Source organism: Pseudomonas sp. C9-3, from assembly GCF_032392015.1.
Taxonomy (GTDB): domain Bacteria; phylum Pseudomonadota; class Gammaproteobacteria; order Pseudomonadales; family Pseudomonadaceae; genus Pseudomonas; species Pseudomonas nitroreducens.
In genome coordinates this window covers 5,886,106-5,907,145 of the sequence record NZ_CP135919.1, presented here as the reverse complement: position 1 = coordinate 5,907,145, position 21,040 = coordinate 5,886,106, and the positions used below count along the sequence as shown (strand labels likewise).

At 58.8% G+C, this 21,040-nt stretch carries 22 protein-coding genes; 8 read left to right on the top strand and 14 right to left on the bottom strand.

Annotated elements, in window-relative coordinates; all coding sequences use genetic code 11:
• Positions 1–57 precede the first annotated feature (57 nt).
• Positions 58–843 carry a hypothetical protein gene (locus RS899_RS27025; protein WP_315808480.1) on the bottom strand — a complete coding sequence of 262 codons (786 nt, stop codon included), beginning with the start codon at positions 841–843 and terminating at the stop codon, positions 58–60.
• 505 nt (positions 844–1,348) lie between these two features.
• Between RS899_RS27025 and RS899_RS27020 the strand changes: the two genes are divergently transcribed.
• Both RS899_RS27020 and RS899_RS27015 read left to right on the top strand, forming a co-directional pair.
• Positions 1,349–2,329 carry a hypothetical protein gene (locus RS899_RS27020; protein ID WP_315808479.1) on the top strand — a complete coding sequence of 327 codons (981 nt, stop codon included), beginning with the start codon at positions 1,349–1,351 and terminating at the stop codon, positions 2,327–2,329.
• A complete protein-coding gene (locus RS899_RS27015) occupies positions 2,317–2,841 on the top strand; it encodes a hypothetical protein (RefSeq protein ID WP_315808478.1) in 525 nt (174 codons plus the stop codon). Before RS899_RS27020 ends, RS899_RS27015 begins: the two co-directional genes overlap by 13 nt.
• Positions 2,842–2,919: 78 nt before the next feature.
• Here RS899_RS27015 and RS899_RS27010 read toward each other — a convergent pair whose 3' ends face one another.
• Complete coding sequence (locus tag RS899_RS27010; protein WP_315808477.1) at positions 2,920–3,846, bottom strand: competence protein CoiA family protein; 927 nt, start codon at positions 3,844–3,846, stop codon at positions 2,920–2,922.
• 143 nt (positions 3,847–3,989) lie between these two features.
• Here RS899_RS27010 and RS899_RS27005 point away from each other — a divergent pair, with 143 nt between their 5' ends.
• Positions 3,990–4,979, top strand: coding sequence for a hypothetical protein (locus tag RS899_RS27005; protein ID WP_315808476.1), 990 nt, complete (start codon positions 3,990–3,992; stop codon positions 4,977–4,979).
• 1,194 nt (positions 4,980–6,173) lie between these two features.
• On the opposite strand, the gene RS899_RS27000 is transcribed toward RS899_RS27005, so the two are convergent.
• From RS899_RS27000 to RS899_RS26960, 9 genes are read right to left on the bottom strand one after another with little or no spacing between them, the layout of a single operon-like run.
• Entirely contained in the window at positions 6,174–7,487 is a 1,314-nt protein-coding gene (locus RS899_RS27000; RefSeq protein ID WP_315808475.1) for a type II toxin-antitoxin system HipA family toxin, read from the bottom strand.
• A 51-nt stretch (positions 7,488–7,538) separates the two neighbouring features.
• Positions 7,539–7,949: a DUF6957 family protein gene (locus RS899_RS26995; protein WP_315808474.1), complete on the bottom strand. Its 411-nt coding sequence runs from the start codon at positions 7,947–7,949 to the stop codon at positions 7,539–7,541.
• Complete coding sequence (locus tag RS899_RS26990; RefSeq protein ID WP_315808473.1) at positions 7,949–8,701, bottom strand: metallophosphoesterase; 753 nt, start codon at positions 8,699–8,701, stop codon at positions 7,949–7,951. Before RS899_RS26990 ends, RS899_RS26995 begins: the two co-directional genes overlap by 1 nt.
• Positions 8,698–9,084: a hypothetical protein gene (locus RS899_RS26985; RefSeq protein ID WP_015474791.1), complete on the bottom strand. Its 387-nt coding sequence runs from the start codon at positions 9,082–9,084 to the stop codon at positions 8,698–8,700. Before RS899_RS26985 ends, RS899_RS26990 begins: the two co-directional genes overlap by 4 nt.
• A gap of 12 nt (positions 9,085–9,096) precedes the next feature.
• Entirely contained in the window at positions 9,097–9,444 is a 348-nt protein-coding gene (locus RS899_RS26980) for a hypothetical protein (protein ID WP_253441694.1), read from the bottom strand.
• A complete protein-coding gene (locus tag RS899_RS26975) occupies positions 9,428–11,341 on the bottom strand; it encodes a TniQ family protein (RefSeq protein ID WP_315808472.1) in 1,914 nt (637 codons plus the stop codon). The genes RS899_RS26980 and RS899_RS26975 overlap by 17 nt, the downstream gene beginning before the upstream one ends.
• A 1-nt stretch (position 11,342) precedes the next feature.
• A complete protein-coding gene (locus RS899_RS26970) occupies positions 11,343–12,251 on the bottom strand; it encodes a TniB family NTP-binding protein (RefSeq protein WP_315808471.1) in 909 nt (302 codons plus the stop codon).
• Positions 12,244–14,178, bottom strand: a complete 1,935-nt coding sequence (locus RS899_RS26965) for a Mu transposase C-terminal domain-containing protein (protein ID WP_315808470.1) — start codon at positions 14,176–14,178, stop codon at positions 12,244–12,246. Before RS899_RS26965 ends, RS899_RS26970 begins: the two co-directional genes overlap by 8 nt.
• Complete coding sequence (locus RS899_RS26960; protein WP_015474787.1) at positions 14,171–14,884, bottom strand: TnsA endonuclease N-terminal domain-containing protein; 714 nt, start codon at positions 14,882–14,884, stop codon at positions 14,171–14,173. Before RS899_RS26960 ends, RS899_RS26965 begins: the two co-directional genes overlap by 8 nt.
• Before the next feature lie 194 nt (positions 14,885–15,078).
• Between RS899_RS26960 and RS899_RS26955 the strand changes: the two genes are divergently transcribed.
• Positions 15,079–16,008, top strand: a complete 930-nt coding sequence (locus RS899_RS26955) for a hypothetical protein (RefSeq protein WP_315808469.1) — start codon at positions 15,079–15,081, stop codon at positions 16,006–16,008.
• A gap of 30 nt (positions 16,009–16,038) precedes the next feature.
• Here RS899_RS26955 and RS899_RS26950 read toward each other — a convergent pair whose 3' ends face one another.
• Genes RS899_RS26950 through RS899_RS26940 form a run of 3 tightly spaced genes read right to left on the bottom strand, consistent with a single transcriptional unit; the run spans position 16,039 to position 18,171 of the window.
• Positions 16,039–17,220: a hypothetical protein gene (locus RS899_RS26950; protein WP_315808468.1), complete on the bottom strand. Its 1,182-nt coding sequence runs from the start codon at positions 17,218–17,220 to the stop codon at positions 16,039–16,041.
• Positions 17,163–17,969 carry a hypothetical protein gene (locus RS899_RS26945; protein ID WP_315808467.1) on the bottom strand — a complete coding sequence of 269 codons (807 nt, stop codon included), beginning with the start codon at positions 17,967–17,969 and terminating at the stop codon, positions 17,163–17,165. The genes RS899_RS26950 and RS899_RS26945 overlap by 58 nt, the downstream gene beginning before the upstream one ends.
• Positions 17,970–18,024: 55 nt before the next feature.
• Positions 18,025–18,171: a hypothetical protein gene (locus RS899_RS26940; protein WP_253441681.1), complete on the bottom strand. Its 147-nt coding sequence runs from the start codon at positions 18,169–18,171 to the stop codon at positions 18,025–18,027.
• Positions 18,172–18,272: 101 nt separating this feature from the next.
• Here RS899_RS26940 and RS899_RS26935 point away from each other — a divergent pair, with 101 nt between their 5' ends.
• The 4 genes from RS899_RS26935 (at position 18,273) to RS899_RS26920 (ending at position 21,038) form a co-directional block, all read left to right on the top strand.
• Positions 18,273–18,581 carry a DUF6804 family protein gene (locus tag RS899_RS26935; protein WP_315808466.1) on the top strand — a complete coding sequence of 103 codons (309 nt, stop codon included), beginning with the start codon at positions 18,273–18,275 and terminating at the stop codon, positions 18,579–18,581.
• A gap of 111 nt (positions 18,582–18,692) precedes the next feature.
• Positions 18,693–19,703, top strand: coding sequence for a J domain-containing protein (locus RS899_RS26930; RefSeq protein WP_315808465.1), 1,011 nt, complete (start codon positions 18,693–18,695; stop codon positions 19,701–19,703).
• Between the two features lie 160 nt (positions 19,704–19,863).
• Entirely contained in the window at positions 19,864–20,094 is a 231-nt protein-coding gene (locus RS899_RS26925) for a hypothetical protein (protein WP_315808464.1), read from the top strand.
• Between the two features lie 320 nt (positions 20,095–20,414).
• Positions 20,415–21,038 carry a thermonuclease family protein gene (locus tag RS899_RS26920; RefSeq protein WP_315808463.1) on the top strand — a complete coding sequence of 208 codons (624 nt, stop codon included), beginning with the start codon at positions 20,415–20,417 and terminating at the stop codon, positions 21,036–21,038.
• The last annotated feature ends 2 nt before the right edge of the window (positions 21,039–21,040 follow it).

The window sequence follows — 21,040 nt, the reverse complement described above, 5'->3', positions numbered from 1 at the left end:
GGCAGCTATTTGCTGAAATCGGCCGGCGGAAATAAGGGCGATCTTTTGGGCTTTCGCTCACCACGAGTATCGATGCGGTACCTCAATGACCTTATCGAGCCATTCATCAGGGGAGTCCGTAAGAGGATCCAGCCAATCGGCCTTAGCTCGCGCCCAAGCCAAATGCGCTAACCGATCAGGCTCTAGCTTGTCCTGCTGCCGTAAAGTCTGCTCGAGCTCATCAATGTAGCGACGGAGCAAACATGCGCGCTCCCATTGCCGAGCCGTTCGTAACAGCCCTTGGAGCCGTTTACGCTCAGCATCTTGCATCGATTTCTGCGCTAGAGCAGTTTCGTACTGGTGTTGACGTTCAGCTCGTACTACAGCCTGCCGCTCGCGGCTTATCAAGTGGTCTACGGCTCGGCGAGCAATAGCACAGATAATTTTATTGAGTTGTTCTTCTACTGCTTTCTTGGAAGAGTCGACAAACTTTCCACCATATCCATCAGAAACCAAAACTTGAAGGATGCCCGTCGGATGATACTGCCAATCCGGAATCCGCACCCACTGATTGCGTGCGAGCTTCTTCAAGTCTTGGTCGGTCGGTTGATATTTAGAGCGGCGGGCCGCCTCAAAAAAAGTTAGACCAGTCCGTATTCCTAGTATATCTACGTAAGTAGCTTTCTTTTCCAACGTTACAGAGTATCCCCGTTGTTCGATCGCTTTGATCAAGGCGTCTGCAACGCGAAGGGCACGTGGAAGCATCGATTTAGAAACTCGAAGATCCAAAGCTTCACCACGTGGCCTAGGGAAATCGCGCTGATCTAAATATGGGTCGCTCAAAGCGTGTTGAGTTTTCTTCACCAGAAGGTGGGGCGCTCTCAAGGCTTCGGATACAGCAATCTTATGCTCAGGGATACTTTCATATTCTAGGATTGGCTGCAGCCGAGGATCCTCGGACTTCTCACCCTCTTCTTGGACAGGCCTGTGAGCCGCTGCCCTCGTATGGGCATTGATCTTGAGTAGATAGATGGGAAGACCTGTGTAATCCCTTAGGAGCGGCGTTGAGGCTACCCGCTTTCCAGCTCTGAGTTTTGCCCAATGGCCACGAGAGGGAGTTGGAATCTGTAACCTGGAGCATAGCTTTTTAAGACCAACATCCGATAGGCCATATCTCGGAGCCACGGCGCTCATAGGCTCAGCCCATACCTCTTTGAGCAACAGAGCACGGTCGTATTCGTCCCGCATACGTATCTCCTACGAATACACAAAATCGCATCAGAAATAGCAAATGGCCGCCATCCCACTTGGCAAAACGCCGGTCTAGCGCTGAGGATATACACACTAATCTTGCAATGGAGTGCTCGCAGTGTCTCGTCGCCCGGTTCAGAAACCCATTCACTACGTTCGCGCGATCTATAACCAGAACACCGCCCCCACAAAGTCGCTTGAACAGCTGATTCGTACAGCCATGACCAAGCTGGGCAACATGGCGCAAACAGAAATCGCCATGGGGACGCTCGGAATCGTTGGCATTCGCCACCGAGAAACGGCGCCGAACGCCCCTTTATGCCTCGCGATAGGCGCCGGCGTACCTGGCGAAAAGATGACCACCATGGGGCTGAAGGTCGCTACGGCTGCTGATCTTGATCATGCTACGCAAGCACCAGCCAATCGAGCTTTCAAGTTGTCCGAAGCCTTCGTGCTCATTGATCAGAACGACTTGCTCCTCGTTACCGAAGGCAGCTTCCGAGTACCTACGATTGCGAGCTACCTCCGCGAGCTAATCAGTAAAGCATCGTTACGGTCAGGCTCTGTGACATTTGAACTGCGCAAGGTGACCAATCAGAACAAGAAAAAGGTGCTGGAAGACGAGGGCATCAAAGAGCTGCGCCTGAATACCACCATGTATCGCGCCACACAGGAGTTGGATGGCCATACCAGCGGTACTGCCACCGTTTCATCTCGCCTGAAATCCTTCGTCGGCACGCTTAAGGATCTATTCGCAGAAGACGTCAGCGACGCGCAGAGAGCCCTGCTAGCCCAGCACTGGGGAGAGGTTCAGGTGAGCACCGTGATCAAAGCGGATGGCGGTTCGCGAGCAGAAGCGATCGTGCTCGACGCTATGCGCTCTGTTGGCGAGGACGTTTTGGACGAAGAAGACGACAGCATCGATGTCACAGTTATCACTAAGAAAGGCACGTCCATTCGGTTGGGTGAGGTCAACCCAACCAAGAAGGTTCGCCTCTTGCGACGCGACGGAGCCAACGATCTGATCAATACTGAAGTCTACAAGGAGCTAAACGACTACAGGGACGAGCTCGTCTTGCAAAAGCTATGGCAGAAATAACCGCACTCGAGTCCAAGGTTAGCTGGCGAAAAGTCCTCCTCTTCGGGCTTTACATCCTGATCGCGACCTTTTTTGCCTGGCAATTCCAGGCCAAGTATCACAACAACAGTAACGCGCTGACCGTGCTCGTCACGGTCTTCTCGATCCTTGCGGGTTTTCTGATTGCCGTCATGGCTATCGTCGGTAATGAGCGCGCTCTTCGGGGCAGGAACTGGCGGCAAGATACCTTCTACCTCATACAAATCAGACGGGACTTGAAGCGGCATGCAGCGCTGTTCTATCTGTACCTTGCGATTCTGGCTCTGGCTTTCCTGGCCTCGTTAAATCTAGCCTGGCCAGACCCTGTGCAAATCGGAGTAGAAGGCTTCCTTCTGTTTCTGGCCTGCCTGGCCATGCTCTTGTCGTTTGCCCTGCCGGGACAGTTGACCCGTCGACACATCACCGACTTGGAGGCCATCATCAAGGCACGCCAGGACGAGGAGCTAAAACAACGCCCCACTTCCGATCGTTAGTGCAGTTCGACGGTTTCTGACTGAGCCATAAGCGCGCCAACTCTGTCCATACCGACATGCTTGTGGCACTAGCCCCGATCATGGAGACGATGAGCTTGCTTGCCCGGCATCTGGAATGAACGTGATCAGCGGGGAGATGCCTTGCAGCTCTAGCGCGCTTAGCTCTGCCAAAACCATCTCACTTGCCCATAGGGCAAATACCCAATTGCGGTATTTCGGGGCATAGCGCCCACCAAAGCGCCGCGCCAGCAACTTCAAATGCTGCACTACCGATGGGCTATAGGCCACGCTGCGGAGCGCCAAGGCGCCAAAAGGCAGTAACCAGGCGTCGATCCACATGCCCTCAACGACGAAGCGTCGCGGCAACCCTCGCCCTGCAAAGGAGTCGGGGGCCTCGGTATCACCGCCGGCAGCCTCCACCAGTATCTCTGCACCCTCACCTGCGAGCGGAACCAGCCAATGTTTGCTCTGGACTGCGTGCAGGATAAACGCGCGCAAGCTCTCCGAGGGAACGCGTATCGCCTGATGAGCACACTCGCGCAGGTCAATTTCCACCACGCGCGCAGTCTTTTCACGCAGACGCGCCAGCTTTTCCTCATTCACGAAAGAGGTCACGGCGATCTCGATAAATAGATCCCCATCCGAGAGCTGTGCCACCAGATCCGGCCGTACTCCATCAAGCCACACCTCTTCCTCAATAGCCTCGAAGTCCCACCAGCTACTGGTGTCTTCGGAAGCTGGTGCTTGCCCTGGCATTGGTGGCAGTTGGAGCCCCATCGCTTCGCAAATTACCTGCTTGGCATATCGATGCAACACGCTCTCTGGGGCAATGAAACAGCTGGCGGTGCGCGACTGATGGGAAAAGTGGTGCTCCCGTAGTACGCCTTTACGGGCAACTACCGCTTCACCGCAAGACAGGCAGTGGCAAGCACAAGCAAGCCCACGCTCAACCTCATCGATATGGACAATCTGCTTCAGCGAGTTCACGGCAATAGACATGGACATGGCGACCTCCTTCCTTCACGAGTCCGCCGTCAACATCGCTGAGTCATCCCGGCTAATCCGCCGCATTCAGGAGGATTCCGCTTTTCCCACCTTACAGCGGGGTGCTACAACCAGCACTTCGCTGACAACCAGGGATGGCAGGCATGCAAAGCGCGCTCAGTCGCCTCAAACAGGAACTTACTGATCGTCCCTTCACCGGTCGCACCTATGAACTGTTGCAGTTCATGGTTAATCAGAGCCTGGCGCGACTCGATGATACAAACACACAGCCGTTGACCTTTGAGGCACTGGCCCTGCAAAGCGCCTGCGCCAGCTCAACAGAGCGGGAGATGTTGCCTAAGGACTGGATGCCGAAAAGGCCGGTGCTGGAGGCGACACTGACGCGAGTTCAGCATGCGCTACCGTTACCGCACCTGCAGTTTGGCTATGCCAAAGGCGGAGGACGCGGCAACCCCAGCCTCTATTGGCTTGAGCTGGCCGCAGCGCCTGCTAGCTTCGCACCAGGCACAACATTTGAGTCGGCCCCCTCCGTCGAGTACCGACGATCTGCACAGGGAACGGTTAAACCCTCCTTACTGATTCGCTGGTTGATGCGCGACGGACAGATCCGCAATCGCAGCCCTCGTGGACTTACCCTACTAATCGGCGTGCTCATCGGAACGCTGATGTGGGGTTTGAGCCTGGCAGCAGTTTTGCTGGCGCTAGGACTCACTCACCAGCCGCTGACCTCGAGCAGCCTGGTGATCTTGCTCGTATCCTTGGCAGGCTCATGGGTAGGCTGGAAGCAGCTCTATGAACCTTGGTTCCGCCTACTGGATGAGCGAGTCGTCAAAGCGCCCTACTGGGTGCCAGCCATTCTTGAAGACCCCTGCGAGCTGGAGATTTTTCGTCACGACAAAGAACGCTGGATCCGCCTGGTGCGCTATGTCGCAGACTGCCCCTTATGTGGCGGTACCGTCGAACTGATGCCAGGGAAGCCGGATCAGTGCTTGCCTCTCGTTGGCCGCTGCCTCGAAAGCCCCCATATCCATGTCTTTACGTTCGATCGCACATCGCTACAGGGCACCTATTTAGGCCCAGCCCTTCCTGCGCCGAAGCTCGCCAGCACACTGGATGAGGAGTCCCCCGACTAACTCGCTGCTAGGGTGGCGACTCAATCGATTGGACAACGCGCATCATCCAGCGACCCTATGCCCAGTTCGCCAGCACCGCATCAAGCCCGCCTTGGAAGGTTGACTGCCGACGAACCGGCATTTCACCGATCACGGGTTATGCGAAGGACGGTTCGAATCCCCCAGCGCCGAGCGGGACAGCACGTCACGATGAGCTTAGAGGCTCAACCGTTGCTACATCATTCTGCGGGGGCCAAATATACAGCGGCAGGCGCTCTAGGACGGTACTTATAGGACTTTATAGAAAATTATAGAGCGATTATAGAAACACTCCTCTAACGACAATGGCGCAGCAGTGCCCCAGGCGCAAAACGTCGCCCCCATCGCAGAGGGACTTCTGACAAGTGATGGCGCCGCAACGTCGCATGTCAAAGAAACACTGCAGAGGAAACGCCAAAACGCGTCGACAGTGCTCGGATCTGTCTCCGCGTAAATCGCCGTCGACCACTGAGTAGATCGGCAATACCTTCAGCACTGGCTATCTCGGGCAAGTCGTCGAGGCCAAGCGCACGTTCCGTCATCAGATACTGCAGCACTTGCCCAGGGCTACTGGAAGGCATTGGAAAGTGCTTCGCGTCATAGGCCGCAATGTTGTCACCTAAACGACTCAAGAGGCCCTCTAGCGGGTGCAGCTCGTTATCTCCAACGATATCCAACAGCTGATTCAGTGCCCTCACCAAGACTCTGTACTCCTCGTCATTCAGCGGCATTCTCAGCAGGGGCTCGACATGAGGCCAATGCTTACAGGCGTGCTTCAACAGAGACGACCTCACCCTGGTCTCCCGCAGAATGCTGCGTCGCGTGCCCAACTCCGCACGCATCCAAGCCTTTCTAGCGTCACCATCAGCTCATTGATCCAATAAGCCAGAATTCACTCGACCAAAATCGTGCTCCTCATACACGACGTCATCGTCAAACATCGTTGCTGTCCGCCGGAGACTGCGAAGCGTCGTTAGTGCATAGAAAAAGCAGGATTCACACAGTTGCAGTCGGTACTGCTCCCCCACGTGCGCTGAGCCTTCACCCCAGTTCGCCAGCAACTCCCCATGCCGACAACCACTCCTATCGTGAGGAAGCCTGCGCCGACAAACATCGCAAAGACCCTCGGTGGCAGTACTGACCTTCTCCATGCTATCCCTCCAGTTGCCCAGTGCCTCAACGCAGGCCCCACTCACGCAGACGAACATCGAGGTTATTGAGTGGAATGACCGGTGCACTGCGTACTGCGTGGGGTAAGTCGACCAGCAGATCGGGCAAGGCTCGGAATCGCTGCGCGGTGTCGCGCAGCCGATCAAACATAGCGCCGGGTTCGGCAAACTCCGCCAGCACCTCACACACCGCACGCCAGACATGCCGGTGGCGGCGCTCTGCTGCCCACTTAGTGGAACGACTAATGCCGTGGGGATCCAACACCATAGGAGCGAGATCGTAGATCGGCGCCAGCGTCAGCTGATCGTCTCGAAGGATCGCGCTGTTTCGTCCGTGGTTGTCGGAGTTGCCCAGGATGCGATTGAGCAGATCCCGGCGCAGATACTCGAACACAAGGTCTTCGACCAGGTGGGCCTGTCCAGCCTCCCGCCATAGTCCGACCAATGCAGTCAGCACCGCCTCGTGGCGTAATGCAGAGCCTGGATGGGTGTTTCCGCAGAGCGAGTACATCGACTCCATTGGCATGCGATGCACGGCTTCCCCCCTACGCACTCGATCAAAGCGCGGCATCCACAGGCTAGGAAAATCGTCCGACTCGAAGGCCAATCCATGTAGCGCGATGCTGTCCAAACCCAGCTGCGCCACAGCGCGGTAGTACAGGTACTCGCTGCGCAGAATGTCTCGATCCAACGCAGTACTGCCTCGCGGAAACTTTACCAGCCAGTGCCTTTCTGCAAACTGATCCGGTAGCAGCGCATCTGCAAATAGCTCTCCATGCCGTGTCTCAGCGAGGAGCAGCTTAGGCGCCTCGCCGCCAGCACCGAGTGAGCCACCTGCGACTAGTCCATGTTCTTCACCAGGATCGAAGAGGCGAAGGTTTTGCCGAACCACTTCCTCGCGCGGCACAGCAAATCGGGGGGCGGTGGCGATAAGTGCTGCGGACTCCTTTATCCGCAGATGTCCGACCGGTGCCGGGGTGCAATACATCAGCCCATCAAGACTTGGCGGGAGTTCCAACGCCTGCAAGGCTCGCCAACGACACAGCACTGTGCGCGCGGCACCCGACGGCATCAGGTCATACAAGAATGCGGGGAAGCCTTCGGTGTGAAAACGCGTCCAATCCAGACGATGGCGTACGCTGACAGCGCAGGCGAATGGAGTACCCAGCTCGCTGTGGAAACGGCTGATGAAAGGGTCGGTATAGGAGAACGCGCAGGGGCCAAAGCGCCCTTGTTCTGGGCGCGTGAAAACCAAGGTCAGCGCATCGAACCAGTCATCACCAATTTGCGCCTGGACGGTCATTCGGACAGCGTTCGACATATGCCTCTCCAGTTCACTGTGCCATGTCCCACGGGGGCGGAACAGAAACACCTAATGGATGGACATCACCACCCCCAGCGGAGCGGTTCGGCGCGTACCGGGGCCTAAGAGCACGTAAACGGTATTGCGGCTCTCGAAGAGGCCCGCACTATCGTCCCGAGACACCTCAAAAGTGCTACGAATCCAATTACCCGGTGGGCCGCGATGGGCACTATCCGAAACAATGCAATGGGCGAACACCACCGTCGGGCGCCGTCCACTTCGCTCGATGAGGGTCAAGGCAGCTGCAGGGCACGCCAGATCGATCAGGGCCCACTGTCGCACCAGGCAGTAGGGCTTACGCGGAAAACGTCGCTGCACCTCGATCACTGCCTCAGCCTCGGCTAATTGGCATCCGGGCATCGGCGTCCCCTCGCTGTACAGCGCGTCCCAGGCCTGCCCCACCAGCTCCTTCACGTCCATCACGACACCTCCGGCACAGTCAGCTGAATCAGCTTGTAGGGAGACCAACCCGTCTGCTCTCCGGGATAGCCTCGGGGATTGCATACCACGCGGGTACCACGCAGCTCGTAATCCACCGCCGTATGCACGTGGCCATGCAGCCAAAGCGAAATCGGATCGCCCATCAGGTCATCCCATTGGTTGGCGAAAGCCGCATCGAGGTGGCCACCCGCGTGCGGGTTACCCTGCAAGGATCTCAGCGAGGGAGCATGGTGAGTGATCACCACCGTTGGCCCGCTGAAGGGAATCGCCAACTGTTCCTGCAGCCAGAGTCGCGTCAGCGAGGCCTGGGTGATGAAATCCAGCGGCCGACAGGGGCGGTAGTTCTCGGTACGGATCTGTCGGAAATCGTTGAGTAACTGTCCAGCCAAGGCCGCAGCGGTGGGTTGATTGTCGGTCGCCGCAAAATCCGTCCAGGCGGTTGCCCCCAGAAAGCGCACGCCGCCGAGTTCCACTACATCCCGATCCAGCACGCATACTCGATCCGTCCGCGCAGCCCTGATTTTTTCCAGGGTTCTTTTGAGATGCCCTCGGTAAAATTCATGATTGCCGGCAACGTACAGCACAGGGCAGGTAAAGACTGATGTGGCCCATTCCACCCCCCGGATCCCGAGATCAATATCCCCGGCGAGAACCACGATATCTGCGTCCACGGAAGGCGGCTGATAGCACTCAAACTCGTTGTGCAGGTCGGACAACAACAGGATTTTCATACTGGCTCACCTGTGTCGTCTGGCCACGCCTCGGAGGAGCACAGGCAGCTCAACCGCTTATGGGCATAGTTGTCGCCTGTGATCCGGGGGTACACGAGGTCGAAGAGTGCTTGGCGCTCTACTGAATTGGCCCTACTCAGAGCGGCCCTGCCAAGCTCCTCCAGCAGGCGCTGCTCGACCCGAGCGCAATCGCTCACCAGCTGGAGATTGACGGGCGCGCGAAGCTCCCGGCTGATCTGGGTGAGAAGGGCTGCCACGCTGTGCTGTTCGAGTGGGCTGTCTGGATAAAGCAGGGTGGCCACAGCGACGGCCTGTTGCTTCAACCACCACAATGCCACGCGATCACCTTCGGTCAACTCGAGCGTTATCATTGATGTGATCATGGGCCACCTCGGCTATTGCAGCGCCAGAGGCGTAGGGAATATGCCTCTGCACAGAAGCGGCAGGTACGCTTCCAGCGATTTCCGCCCGCCCGGTCGCTGGAACGACACGACGACGTATTGGCTCTGGCTTTCGGTGGCGAGCAGCCAATAGCGTCCAGACTGCACCACTCGATGGATGTCCGAGGTTCGGATCAACCGACCATTAAAAAAGCGTCGCTGCGCATCCCAATAGACGACACCCAGGGCGCAGCCAGCGCAGATACGAACGTCCGTTAGATACGCCGTCACTGGCTCGCCAAACCTATGGAGCCGGGCACGCAGCAGCCGCGCCTCGGTCTCAGGGTCAATCAACCTGACCATAGATCGCTCCCACATCATGGACTGAGGAGGAAGGAGCCACCGGAAGGCTCGCTGGCTCGTCGTTGACGGAGCGCCGCCACGCCGGCGCGCGGCCTGTGGCAACGTTGAGCAATGCAGCCGTGCTGAGCAGCAGCCCCCGCCGAACACCTTCGGTATTGAGGTGCCCTGCTTGGGCAACCAGTCCTCGGCTGTACAGCGACTCCTGTAACCAGACGGATTTGGTCTTGAGCTGATCAGCCGCATCCGCGACGACAACGTAGCGCGAGAGAAACTCCACCAGGTGAGCCGGTGAAATCCAGATGCGCTCCCGTCCGCGCAGCGTTTCGCGTCGGCATGGCAGCCAGCCAGCCTCTATCCAGCCTCTGATCGTTGCGTGCTTCCAACGGGTGAACTTGGTGAGATCCGTGATACTCAGCTCGAAGCGTGGCGCCTCGGCCGGCGCCACGATGGCGAGAATGTCATGCTGATCGAAACGCAGGGATGCCAACCCCTCGATGTCCTGCAGGCGAATCACCGGTTTCAGCTGCCCCGAGCCGATTTGTCGATACAACTCGGTGAGTTGATCTCGCGGAAATTGCCGTGCACTGATTTCCGCCAAGCTCAGGGTTGGGCCGCCCTCATGCACGTCACAGGCTTCACTCAGTCGTGCCAAAAGCTGCTCGACCTCGACGCGCCAAAATTCGCCCTTACCGAATAACGGCCGTTGCACATCCGGAATACGCTGCAGCACCCCACTCTCGATGAGGCGATCACCAAGATGGCGTGAAACATTGAGCATTCGCTGCACGTCTTTTCGAGTAATCACCTCTGCCGCCAGGCGCTGCTGTTCCTCGACTTCCGTACGTTCGACCAGACAGTACTCAACCGCCCCCCCTTGAAGTACTTGCCCACGAAGACGCCCGGCTTTGACGAAGGCAACAATCCGATCCGGAGACGAACCCAACAGGCGAGCCGTTTCGGCGGTGGTGTACGTCGACTTCATCCCGAGCAGGTCGCTGCCGATCTGCTTCATCTTCCGATTGAGTGGTGCGATCGCATGCAGCACCAGACACTCCGCAGCAATCCGCACGACGGCGGCATACTCGGGTCGATCGAAATCACGGGTGAGCTGGCGATACCAACCGCCCAACTCCGTGATGAATTTGGCGCTTTGGCGTTGATTAGCGTGCTGAATCCGCCGCCGAACAAATGCTTGGAAGCTAGAGGGGATATCTTCCAGGAAATGATAAGCAGCCCTGTTTAATGCTTCAGCCTCGCCCAGAGTAATGCCACGCCCTCGACGCCATGGCTGGGCTCGATTCAGGTTGGCAAGGAACACCACGAAAGCATCGATATCCTCAGGTAAGCAGGGCAGGCCTCCCAGTTGCTGTTGCACTGAGCGAGCTTCTTGCTCCTCACCGCTGATGAGGGCCGATACCAGCAGATTCCCTGCATCGGCAGTCTGCTGCAGCACCCCCGACAGATCCACTCCGCACGAACAGTGAGTCAGCGGCCCTCGGTGGTGGCTAAGCGGCTGCCGGCACCCCGGACAACTTTCCAGGAGCGCAGCGCCGTGCCGTCTGCAGGCAGTCACCAACACGTGGTACCAGCTTTGACGGAGATAGGGCTCCTCAGCCAAGCATTGAGGGCACACCGCAGCACTGAGCCGCAGGAACTTTCCTCGTGCCAATGCTCCTGCTACGGAAGGAAATGTGGCCATCTCAATAAGCTGCTGCGCATCGAGGGCGTAATGCTCTGCAAACTGCTTAAGTTCGTCGGGATTAAAAAGCCGTTTGGAGCGCAGCCCCACAGGGCGTAACAGCAGTTGGCTACTGGTAAGAAACTGGGCAAGTGCCAGGCGCTGCAGGTAGCTCTCGAGGCTCTCGTCGGCAAAAGGTTGAGGGACGAAGGGCAGCACGTCAGCACCCTCCACGTGGAGCAAACACATCTGGCATCACCGACACATAGGCGCGCGCAAGATGTTCAGTTTCCACGACCAGGCTTTGCTCAAACGGATTAATGCGCTCGCCCGGTTGCATGATGGCTTGGTCGAATGCCTGAGCAAACGCGGGGTAGTCCGCGTGTTTGGCCGAGCCCTGGGCCCTCGCCACTACCTCCTGAAACAAGCGATGCACCACACCATAGCGACCGGCCGAAGCCAGATACATACGTCTGGCAAACTCTACATCGTTGCAGGAAAAGGTCTGCCAACCCCACTCCTCCAGAGCTGCCAAGGCGCCCGCCAGGGCCGCACGGAAAGCGAGGAACTCGTCACCGTCCCATTGATAGGGGTAGTACTCGACCTCCCGCCGAGAACGACCAGCCAGCTGTTCGTTAGCTTGGAATAGCGCCAACATGGAGGGCAGGCCTAGCAGCAACACACTACAGCGAGCCTCATCGAACAGAGTCTTGAGGAAGTCGCCCGCCGCGCGGGCCGTGGTCGAACCGGCGCGCTCGAGCATGTGCTGCGTTTCGTCGAACACCACCAGCCTGGTGCCTGCTTGCTTTAGCCCTTTCAACAGAGCCTGATCAGCCATCACCTGATTGCGGTACAGGTCAGGCATCAGGCCCAGCGCTGCCAAACACGCATCGGGTAGCGCACGCCGACTCAAATGCTTAGGGCTGGTGACAATCAAAACCTCGCGATGACTGGTTCCGCGTGGGGCAGAGGGCAAACTGCGTAAGAGTGTGGACTTGCCGACCCGGCTCGGCCCCACGATTGGCAGAATCTGGGGATCGCCCTGGCGAGCACACAGGAGCAAATCGTGTATCGCTGTTTCAGCGTTTAAGAATCGTTCATGACAAATCAGGGGATCGAACTTAGTCATTGGCGCGCTCCCGTCGTGGCGCCGGCACCACGATCTGATCTACTGCGCGGGAGGGGCCAATCTCCGGCAAGACTGCAACCGAGGTATGTGCTTGCAACTGCTGCTGCAAATTCTTCGTGTGCTGATGTTGCTCACGCTTACGTGCCTCACGATTGTTTTCGGAAACCTTCTTCCGACGCCCACCCTGGCTGTCTCGTGTATAGCGCGCCAGCGCCTCGGCATACAGACGTCGGTAATCGCTTCCCTGCATCGCTCCCGCCCGGGTGTAGAGCTTGCGCAGCGACTTGGCGATTTCAAACGACACCGGAGGCACGCCCAGCATTTTGTTCGGCAGCCGCATCAAGCTGCGATCATCCGGGTGCACGGCAAAAATCGCTGAGCAGTCGTCCGGGTTGTACAGTATTTCCAGCTGCGGAATATCGCGGCTGCGGGCCAGATCAGCCAGTGCGCTGCTGTGGTACTGAAAACCCTCAAAATCCACGCCGTAGTGCTGCAGCTTCCGCACGTCACGGTTGATGTTCAGGATCAGTCGCTGAATCGTCTCCAAAGGCGGTGGTGGCAGTGGCACGAACTGTTGCATTGCTTTGTGCATGGCATCGTGAATCGAAGTCTTTTCGCCAAAGCGGAATCCCAACTTTTCCCGGGGCTCGTGGATGTACACGTCCGCGACGAATCGCATGATCTCGCGGTAGATCTGCTCAATCGTGTAGCACGCCTCAGCGCTAGCCCTCGCGTGGCGATTTGGGTTACGCCCATCCTGGCTGCGGGTAGCGCCCGGCAACTTATGCAGCAGGCGCTTATCGAGTACGCCAAACAGCGACTCGACGTGACCTTTGTCGTCGCCACGCGCGACACGCGCGTATTCGAAACTGATGCCAACCTCTCGCAGCAACGCAAGCGCCAGATCCGAGGAGTTTTCTGCTGCGTTATCGAATACCACTAGCGACAACGCGCTGGGCGCCACTAAGTCCGTACGAATGCCAAAGCGATCCTTGTACGCCTGGTCTTTCGGCGTAAAGAAGTTCTCAAAGAGTTTCAACAGGGTGTACTCGCTGGGCTTTCCAGCGCAGACATAGATCGCCAGCGGATAGGAGGCGTAGGCACAAACCATCGCGTACAGCGTGAGTTGGGTGTACAGATTTCCCACCTCATCGCGGCAGTACATATCGATGGTTTTGGCATCCAGTTCAACGCGCTCGAGAGGCTGCCTCACCTCGAAGGTGCGCACCGCCTGGCGATTCCACAACGCGAACGTGCGAGGATCGAGTCGTCCCTCCCTAACGAGCCCCTTGGGCATCCGCTGGATCATCCGACTGATGGTTTTTCGATCCAGCTGCGCAGGCGTTCCATATGCCACGCCTGCTTCTGCGAGTTGACCATTCACCAACTCAGCGACGTTGCTGAGGTTCAGTTTGTCATCACGCATGAACGTATCGATGATGACCTGCTCGGCGATTTTTTTCGCCGCGCGCTTACGCGACCACCCCGAGCCGCCACGACGGCTGAAGCTCGGAACAAGCCCTTCAAACCCTGCTGTGGCGAAGGCGTCACGGTACCTCAGCAAGGTCTTGGCACAGGGCAGCTTGCGCTTCTGCTGACTGCAGAAAGCTTCGAGCCTGAACTTGCGCTCCTGAGCGTCGATCGGGAGCCTCTCTAAGTGGGCGTTGAGATCCAGCAATGCCAGGCGAAATTCGGCTTCCTGACGCTCCTTCATCGTTGTGACCCGTTTGGCCGGCGTGACTGCACCGCACTGCAGGCGAATCGCTCCGCTGGCGATCCCGTTCTGGAAATCTCGCAGTGGCAAGGTTAGCCTCACCCCTCCTTTGCCCTCCAAGTCGATGTCACCCAACAACGGTCTGATGGCAGAGATCCGATACAAGGCACCCTCGCGCTGGATGTACTGATTAACCGCCAATGAGTCAGTCATAGCGCAACACCTCAAATACGCCGAGCGAGCCGAGCGCCGGCTCTACCTCAAAATCCATGTGCTCCAGACAGTGTTCACACAGATCTACCCGCAGAACCCCCAACAGCAGGGCGGCTCCCAGGTAATGATTGGCCGGGGATAGACCCGCGAGTACCTCACGCAGTGACCCACGCAGTTGCTCCGGCGCACGCCGCGTCAGCGGTTCTACCCAGGAGACCAAATGACTGGACGCCTGAGTCAGGAAGGGTAGGAGCACTGCCAGGTTGCGCTGATAGACCGGCGGAAGATCCGCCTCAGTGATCACCACGAAACGCCGACCGAGGGCCAAAAAGCGCGACCGCAAGTGCACAAGCTGCTCGCGACGTTCCTCAAGAAAAGCTGCTGGCTTGACCTCGATCACCACCTCCAAGCCATTCACATCTGCGACGAAGTCCGGGGTATAGAACGTCTCCAGCGCCTGGCGCCGGGATGGGCGCTCGGCGAGTAATCGACCGGTACTGAGTTCCAGGGTGAAGGGCTGGGTGCGGTAGCTGCGTACCCGGGGATCAAGCTCCAAAGCCTGCGCAACGGACTGCTCCAGCCGCGACTCCAGGCGAATTTCGACTCGACCGTTTTTCGGCGAGCACAGGACAAAGGCGCGGCGGCCACGATGCGTACGCCGCGCAACGTCGCGGCTGTGAAGGGGGGAAAGGGCGTCAAGCTTCATGACTCATCCAACGGCAATGTCCAATGGCGCCATTGCCATATAGTGCTGGTTGTGCGGTGGAAAATCGGCACTATATGACAGGCTGTAATTTATATCTGTCATTAGGAATAGCGCAGTCCACGGGTGTCGTCAAACACCATTACGTTTCGCCCGCAATTTCCGGCAAAATGAGGCGTCGATGGAAGGAGCCCTCAGTGGGACGGCGCGCCAACACAGCCTGGTTCAGTCAGTATCGAGTGGCCTCTGCAGAGCTCCCTACGGCGCTAGCCAAAGGGGAGCGTCAGGCAGACGTCCTCCTGCGCCACGCCCAAAGCGCCGGTGTCAAAAACGCCACATTTGCGCGGATGATGAAGGCCGGACGGGCGCTAGATGACCTGAGACCGAACCTTGGCCTTGAGGAGGTCGGTTGCACCTATATGCAAGCCGACATGTTGGGCAAGATTGCGCAGATATCTCCCGCTCGTGCCCAGACATTGCTCCCCGACGTCCTGCGCAACCAGTGTTCTTTGGAGCAACTCAACAGCCTCTTCGGTGAGTTGCAAGAGGCACAACCGCAGAAGGCGGCGCTGCACAATCGCGACAGTACCCGACGCCTCCTGCTTGCCCATGAGCGCAGCAGTGCTGACGCCCTTGCGCGCGTAGGCGCAAAGTTCTTTGGTTACCCCGAAGGGCGCATCCTGCAGCAGACGGGCGGCACCCTGTACCAGGCTCCCAATATGCTGGTCACCCAGGACGGCGTTGCCCAGGTGGCCCTGTTCATCCGGTTGGGTAGCATTGCAAAACCTGCCATGGCGGTTGGCTTGGAGTACCTCCAGCTAGCCTTGGCTCATCGAGCACTGGTGCCGCGAATCTGTTTCGTTCTGCCCCAGGCCAGCCCCATCATCTCAGCGCTGACCCGCCTGATCACCCAAGTCGAAGCTGCCCCTTACCAAGGCGATTGGCTGAACCTCGCCATGCTTGATCCAGCGAATGGGCAATTGAGCATGCAGAGTGAGGACACATATCAGACACTGGCGGCCATGGCGGTTTTTGATGACGATGCAGCGGATCTGCGCTGGGCAGGGCGCGATTTGGTCAGCGGGGAGGCCGCGAACCTGAATTACTTCGCCGCCCTGCAGCGCTAAGAAGCCCAATGCTCTGCTCGACGAGGAGGTCTAAACCAAAAGTGCCGCGTCCTCCAGCTGCCGTAGCATGCCGGTAAGCTCCTCAATCTGCTTAATGACCGAGCCCTGCAGCACCTTGTCTTCCGCCAGTGCACAAACTGCTTTGCGCCAGCGGCCAGTGCTGATAATCGAGTCGCCATAGGGAGCCACCCAGAACGACTCGTCGATGAACTCGTCCCCGCCAAACTCTTCGATCAAATAGCTACGCTCGTCGGCGAAATAGACGATCGGCTCATCGACGGATAGCAAGCTCACAGCACTCTCTGCACCGGGTGGCATTTCCACAGCTGCCCTCAGCTCAAGATACTTCCAGTGCTTGAGGCTCAGCACGTTCTGCTGGGCTTCTTCGCAACTGAGATCAACAGGCGCTGGGGCATCCGGAGACTGCATCAAGTACTGCTGTGCGGCCACGGCCACTTCGCGGCAACAGGCATACTCTCCCCGAACAAACGCATGGTGATAACGCTGTCGCCAGAGGTTTCCCCGAAGTCGAGATGAGTGCGCCCGCTGTTCCACATCGACGATGCCCGCCAGTTGCGCAAAGCGGTTGCCCAGTTCCTGCATTCCAGCAGTGGAGCAATGGGTAGTGAGTACCTGCAGCAACGCTCTGTCGTTCAGGACATGCAGGATTTCCGTCGACTTCCAGTACTGCAAATCATCCAGCACTCGATCCCGCAGACGTTCGTATCCACCAAAGCCCAAGACATAGCCAATGTGCAATAGCTTCAGCGCGATCAGGTGGCGCTGTGGGTCAAGCAGCAAGCGTTGAAAGAAGGAGAAGCCCATTGACCGGCCGACCAAATCCGCCCATTCATGATGGAGCATGGCCGCAACCTCGAGCTCCAACTCGGAGAGTCCATGGCTTTTGCCCCCACGTCCTCCCAGACGCTGATACCAACGACTGGCTTCGCTCCATACGAATTCGGGCCCCATCCCATTGGCAGCGTAGGCACGCTGTACGTCAACGTCCGACGAGAGCGGCGCCGAGTGGGGGCGCAGCAAGGTGAAGAGCCAATCAATGCACCAGTTGCGAACCACTTCATACTGGTCGCGGTGACGATACTGCCGCGCTTTGTGCTCCAACTTAAACGGCCAATAGCGCAGGGCCGGAAAAATCACCGACCGGTGCTGATGCAAGGCGTTGGCAATACGCCCCTCCGCCTCATCGCGCATCTCCTCGGCCCACTGTTCATGTGACGACCCCGGGTCGGCCCACTCACGCGCCTGCTGATAACGCCAGCGCGCTTGCTCCCCCCACGCTTTTGCTCAAGGCACCCCAACGCCAAGAGCATCCAGGCCTCAGAGTGTTGAGGGTTGATCGCGACCGCCCGGCGTGCTGCTTGGTGGGCCTGCGCCTGTAGGCCCAAGCGATGTAACGCCCAGGCTTTTTCACTGAGCTGCTCGGCATCCACAGTGGCGCCGCGCCCCTGCTCTTCGACGCTCTCGAGCAATTGCACCGCCCGCAAGGCGTAGGGTGCGCCCGGCTGCTCGGCCGCGCTCGCGGTGCTTAACGGCAAGCGATCTTGCAGTGCAAAGGTTTCCAGCGACGGTCGATCCTGCAACAGCGCCTCGAGTGACTCCAGGCGATCGAACCAATAGGCATAGGCCCGCAGCTTCTGTTGCAGGCGTGCCTGAGCGTGGGCGATTTCACTGCGTAGTTCGCCGTCCGCTACCTCGCCCTTCGCGAGACGGCCACAGAAGCTTCGGCTGTTGAACACGCTGTCCAGCGCCACTAGGTTCTTGATCAGGTTGTCGCATGCATCCGAGCGCTTGAGCGTCAGCGAATTCCCTTTGGGGTCGACGCGATGCGCCTGCAGTGGCGGTTCATCCGCGAGTTTGCTGACCAGGCTGCGATCCGCATCGTGGCCAAATAGGCGACGCAGGGTATCGGCGATGCCGTTGGTTTCGGCTTTACGGGCCATTTTTACGCTCCTTGTCAGACCGGGGAAGGAGGATTCCCCGGCCTACCATGCCTGGTTATTTGCCGGGCTTCGGTGCTTGCCGGCTGCTGTGGTACGCAGGGTTGTTCGGGTTCAGCTGGTTCGACCGATTGTCCTGAGCCGCCTGGTGGCTCGGATGGTTCGGATTGGATTGATTGGCGTGATGCTTGTTGTGATGGCTCATGGGGCAACTCCTGTGGGGTTGGAGTCCCCAACCTACAATTGCGCCGGGCGCAGAAAAGACTTTCCTCTGCTTTCGTTCATTCGCCCCTCAGGAATCCCTCCATGCCTTTCCCAGTGATTCTGCTGTGCAGTCTCATGCTGATGGCCGGCGCGTTCCCCCTACCGTACGCCTACTACAGTGTCCTGCGCCTGCTGGCCTGCGCGGTTTTCATATTCGCCATCTACTTGGCGGCGCAACGTCAGCATCGCTGGTTACCCTGGGCCTACGGCCTGTGCGCCTTGGTCTTCAATCCGCTCGCCAAACTGCATCTCCCCAAAGAGCTGTGGATGCTCCTGGATATCGCGGCAGGACTATTGCTGCTCGGTAGCGCGGGCGTTATTCGGCGCCGCGCGTCACCTCACACCGAGTGATCTTGCCAGCACGAACGTGCCAACCGACAATTGCATTTCGCCACCAAGGGTGGCCGGCGAGTTCGCCCAGGATGCACCGGGCGCCGATTGCGGCGCTTCAAGGCAAGGGACATGCAGAAACCGCGTACGCACTACGACAACCTGATGGTGGCGCGCACGGCCTCGGCCGAAGTCATCCGCGCCGCGTATAAGAGCCTGACACAGAAGTATCACCCGGATAAGAATCCGGGTGATCCGCAGGCCGCGCGGATCATGGCCATGATCAATCAGGCGTACGAGGTGCTTTCCGACCCACAGCGCCGGCGCTCGCACGATGAGTGGATCGCGCAGCAAGAGCAGGCCTTTCAACAGGCACAGTTCGAACAGTTCCAGCGCCAGGCCGGCCGCGCCCACACGCAGCCACCACCGCCTCCGCCGCCGAAAACGCCCCCGCCACCCCCACCGCAGCAGCGTCAAAGCGCGCCTCCGCTCGCCTGGGGCGCACTGCTCGGCAATCTGTTCCGCACTGCCCGCTGGATCGGCGCGCTAGGCTTCGCCCTGGTGCTCGGGCTGTCCTACCTAGACTCGTACGGTCAACGCCACAGTGCCTACGTACCGCCGTCTGCCCCTGCGCGCACAACGGCATCGGCGACGCCCAGCAGTCCGTTGTTGCCGGCCGCACCCCCCGCCGCCAGCCGTACGGCACCGGCCGCGCCCCCTGTACCGCGCTGTCAGCCCATGCCACAGGATCCCAAGGGTCGTGCCTGGCCGCGCACGGCGGGCTACGTGCGCGGGTTTGGCATCCCCTACAACGCCGGTTACTCGCAAATCAGCATCGACAACTCCCAGGGCAACAGCGCGCTGTATATCAAACTGGGCCCTGCCACCTCACGCAGCGGCACCCTGGAGCGGCATGCCTTCGTGCCCGCCGGGCAGAAGTTCACCCTGCGCCAGATCAGCCCGGGGACGTACTACGTGAAGTACAAGGACATCGCCAGCGGCTGTAACTTTCGCTCCAGCCTGCTGCAGGTCGAGCAGTTCAGCACCGCCACCGGCTATCAGTACAGCGACATCAGCCTGACCCTGTACAAGGTGCTGCACGGCAACATGCGCGTCGAAAGCCTCAGCGAGGCCGACTTCTAGCGCACTGCAGAGCAGTGGACTGCGCGTAATAGGACGTTATGGTGAATAGCCCCCCACACCTGAACCAGGGGCGGTGACCGCTTGGCCGGCGAGGGCTACCGGCACGCCATGCTGCGCTATACCAGACATCGGGGAACTGGCGGGTGGGAGAGCCGGGGCGATGAAAAAAGCCATCGAGCAGGAGACGTTGCGGGCATTGGTGGAGACCGGCGCGGCGCGGGAGTTTCGCGTGCTGCGCGACGGCGAAGGCTGGCGCCTGGAATTGCGCCTCGGGGTGAAATGGCTGCCGGTGCGTTCACGGCGCGAACCGATAAGGGTGTGGCGCTCGCTGACGGCGGTGGGGCGGTTTTGCGCAGGGGTGGGGATCAAGGCGCTGACCGTGGAGCTTTGATACCGCAGGGTTCGCGGCCAAATTGCTCACACCCTCTATGCGCCAACTAACCGGTTGGCGCCGGAAAACATCCAGCGCAGTACTCCTTGTGCCCTTGGCGCCATCGGACAGTTAGTTGAAGACAGACAGGCCTTCAGCGCATCTTAGAAAATACCGCCCGGTCATCCTGTCAATGAGCCTTTTCTGAAATTTCCCGTTAAGATTCCGCGCAAACAATAGCCTTTTGGCATTACCTATCTCTTGGGATCCTCACGATCCTTTGCGCGGAGCTTCAGGGAAGAATGCGGTTCAGCCCATGGACAGTTGTGCTGCTAGTCGCCATGACCTTCACGGCGTTGGCCGACGATATAGAGTGCCGCGTGGTGGCCATCAGTGACGGCGACACCTTCACCTGCCTTACGGAATCCAACCAACAGGTTAAGGTCAGGATGGCCAACATCGACACTCCCGAAAGTGGCCAGCCCTATGGCCGTCAGGCAAAGGATCAACTCGCCAAGTTGATCTTTGGCCGAGTCATCCAGCTCACCTTAAGTGGCGAAGACAAGTACGGCCGGCACATCGGTGAAGCCTCTGTCGATGGGATTAGCGTCAACCGAGAAATGGTTAGCCGTGGCGCCGCCTGGGTCTTCGATCGCTACAACCGCGATACCACCTTGCCTGCGCTGCAAGGAACTGCCCGGACAGCACGCTTGGGCCTTTGGGCGCTTCCCGAGTCCGACATCATTCCCCCTTGGGAATGGAGGCGCGCCGGGCACTCTCTCAACTCTCTGGTAGCCGAGCGCAAAACTCGGGACGCCACGTCTGCCAACTATGTCTGTGGCGCCAAGCGCTATTGCGGACAGATGAGCAACTGCCAAGAAGCCAATTTCTACCTGCAGCAATGCGGAGTTTCCAGCCTGGATCGGGATCGCGATGGCGTTCCCTGTGAAAGCCTCTGCCGTTGACG

Bases quoted from the DNA above. Each gene is read 5' to 3' on its own strand.
- RS899_RS27015 (WP_315808478.1), top strand. From the start codon at position 2,317: ATGGCAGAAATAACCGCACTCGAGTCCAAGGTTAGCTGGCGAAAAGTC.
- RS899_RS27010 (WP_315808477.1), bottom strand. From the start codon at position 3,846: ATGTCCATGTCTATTGCCGTGAACTCGCTGAAGCAGATTGTCCATATC.
- RS899_RS27005 (WP_315808476.1), top strand. From the start codon at position 3,990: ATGCAAAGCGCGCTCAGTCGCCTCAAACAGGAACTTACTGATCGTCCC.
- RS899_RS27000 (WP_315808475.1), bottom strand. From the start codon at position 7,487: ATGTCGAACGCTGTCCGAATGACCGTCCAGGCGCAAATTGGTGATGAC.
- RS899_RS26995 (WP_315808474.1), bottom strand. From the start codon at position 7,949: ATGGACGTGAAGGAGCTGGTGGGGCAGGCCTGGGACGCGCTGTACAGC.
- RS899_RS26990 (WP_315808473.1), bottom strand. From the start codon at position 8,701: ATGAAAATCCTGTTGTTGTCCGACCTGCACAACGAGTTTGAGTGCTAT.
- RS899_RS26985 (WP_015474791.1), bottom strand. From the start codon at position 9,084: ATGATCACATCAATGATAACGCTCGAGTTGACCGAAGGTGATCGCGTG.
- RS899_RS26980 (WP_253441694.1), bottom strand. From the start codon at position 9,444: ATGGTCAGGTTGATTGACCCTGAGACCGAGGCGCGGCTGCTGCGTGCC.
- RS899_RS26970 (WP_315808471.1), bottom strand. From the start codon at position 12,251: ATGACTAAGTTCGATCCCCTGATTTGTCATGAACGATTCTTAAACGCT.
- RS899_RS26965 (WP_315808470.1), bottom strand. From the start codon at position 14,178: ATGACTGACTCATTGGCGGTTAATCAGTACATCCAGCGCGAGGGTGCC.
- RS899_RS26960 (WP_015474787.1), bottom strand. From the start codon at position 14,884: ATGAAGCTTGACGCCCTTTCCCCCCTTCACAGCCGCGACGTTGCGCGG.
- RS899_RS26950 (WP_315808468.1), bottom strand. From the start codon at position 17,220: ATGCGCGATGAGGCGGAGGGGCGTATTGCCAACGCCTTGCATCAGCAC.
- RS899_RS26945 (WP_315808467.1), bottom strand. From the start codon at position 17,969: ATGGCCCGTAAAGCCGAAACCAACGGCATCGCCGATACCCTGCGTCGC.
- RS899_RS26940 (WP_253441681.1), bottom strand. From the start codon at position 18,171: ATGAGCCATCACAACAAGCATCACGCCAATCAATCCAATCCGAACCAT.
- RS899_RS26935 (WP_315808466.1), top strand. From the start codon at position 18,273: ATGCCTTTCCCAGTGATTCTGCTGTGCAGTCTCATGCTGATGGCCGGC.
- RS899_RS26930 (WP_315808465.1), top strand. From the start codon at position 18,693: ATGCAGAAACCGCGTACGCACTACGACAACCTGATGGTGGCGCGCACG.
- RS899_RS26925 (WP_315808464.1), top strand. From the start codon at position 19,864: ATGAAAAAAGCCATCGAGCAGGAGACGTTGCGGGCATTGGTGGAGACC.
- RS899_RS26920 (WP_315808463.1), top strand. From the start codon at position 20,415: ATGACCTTCACGGCGTTGGCCGACGATATAGAGTGCCGCGTGGTGGCC.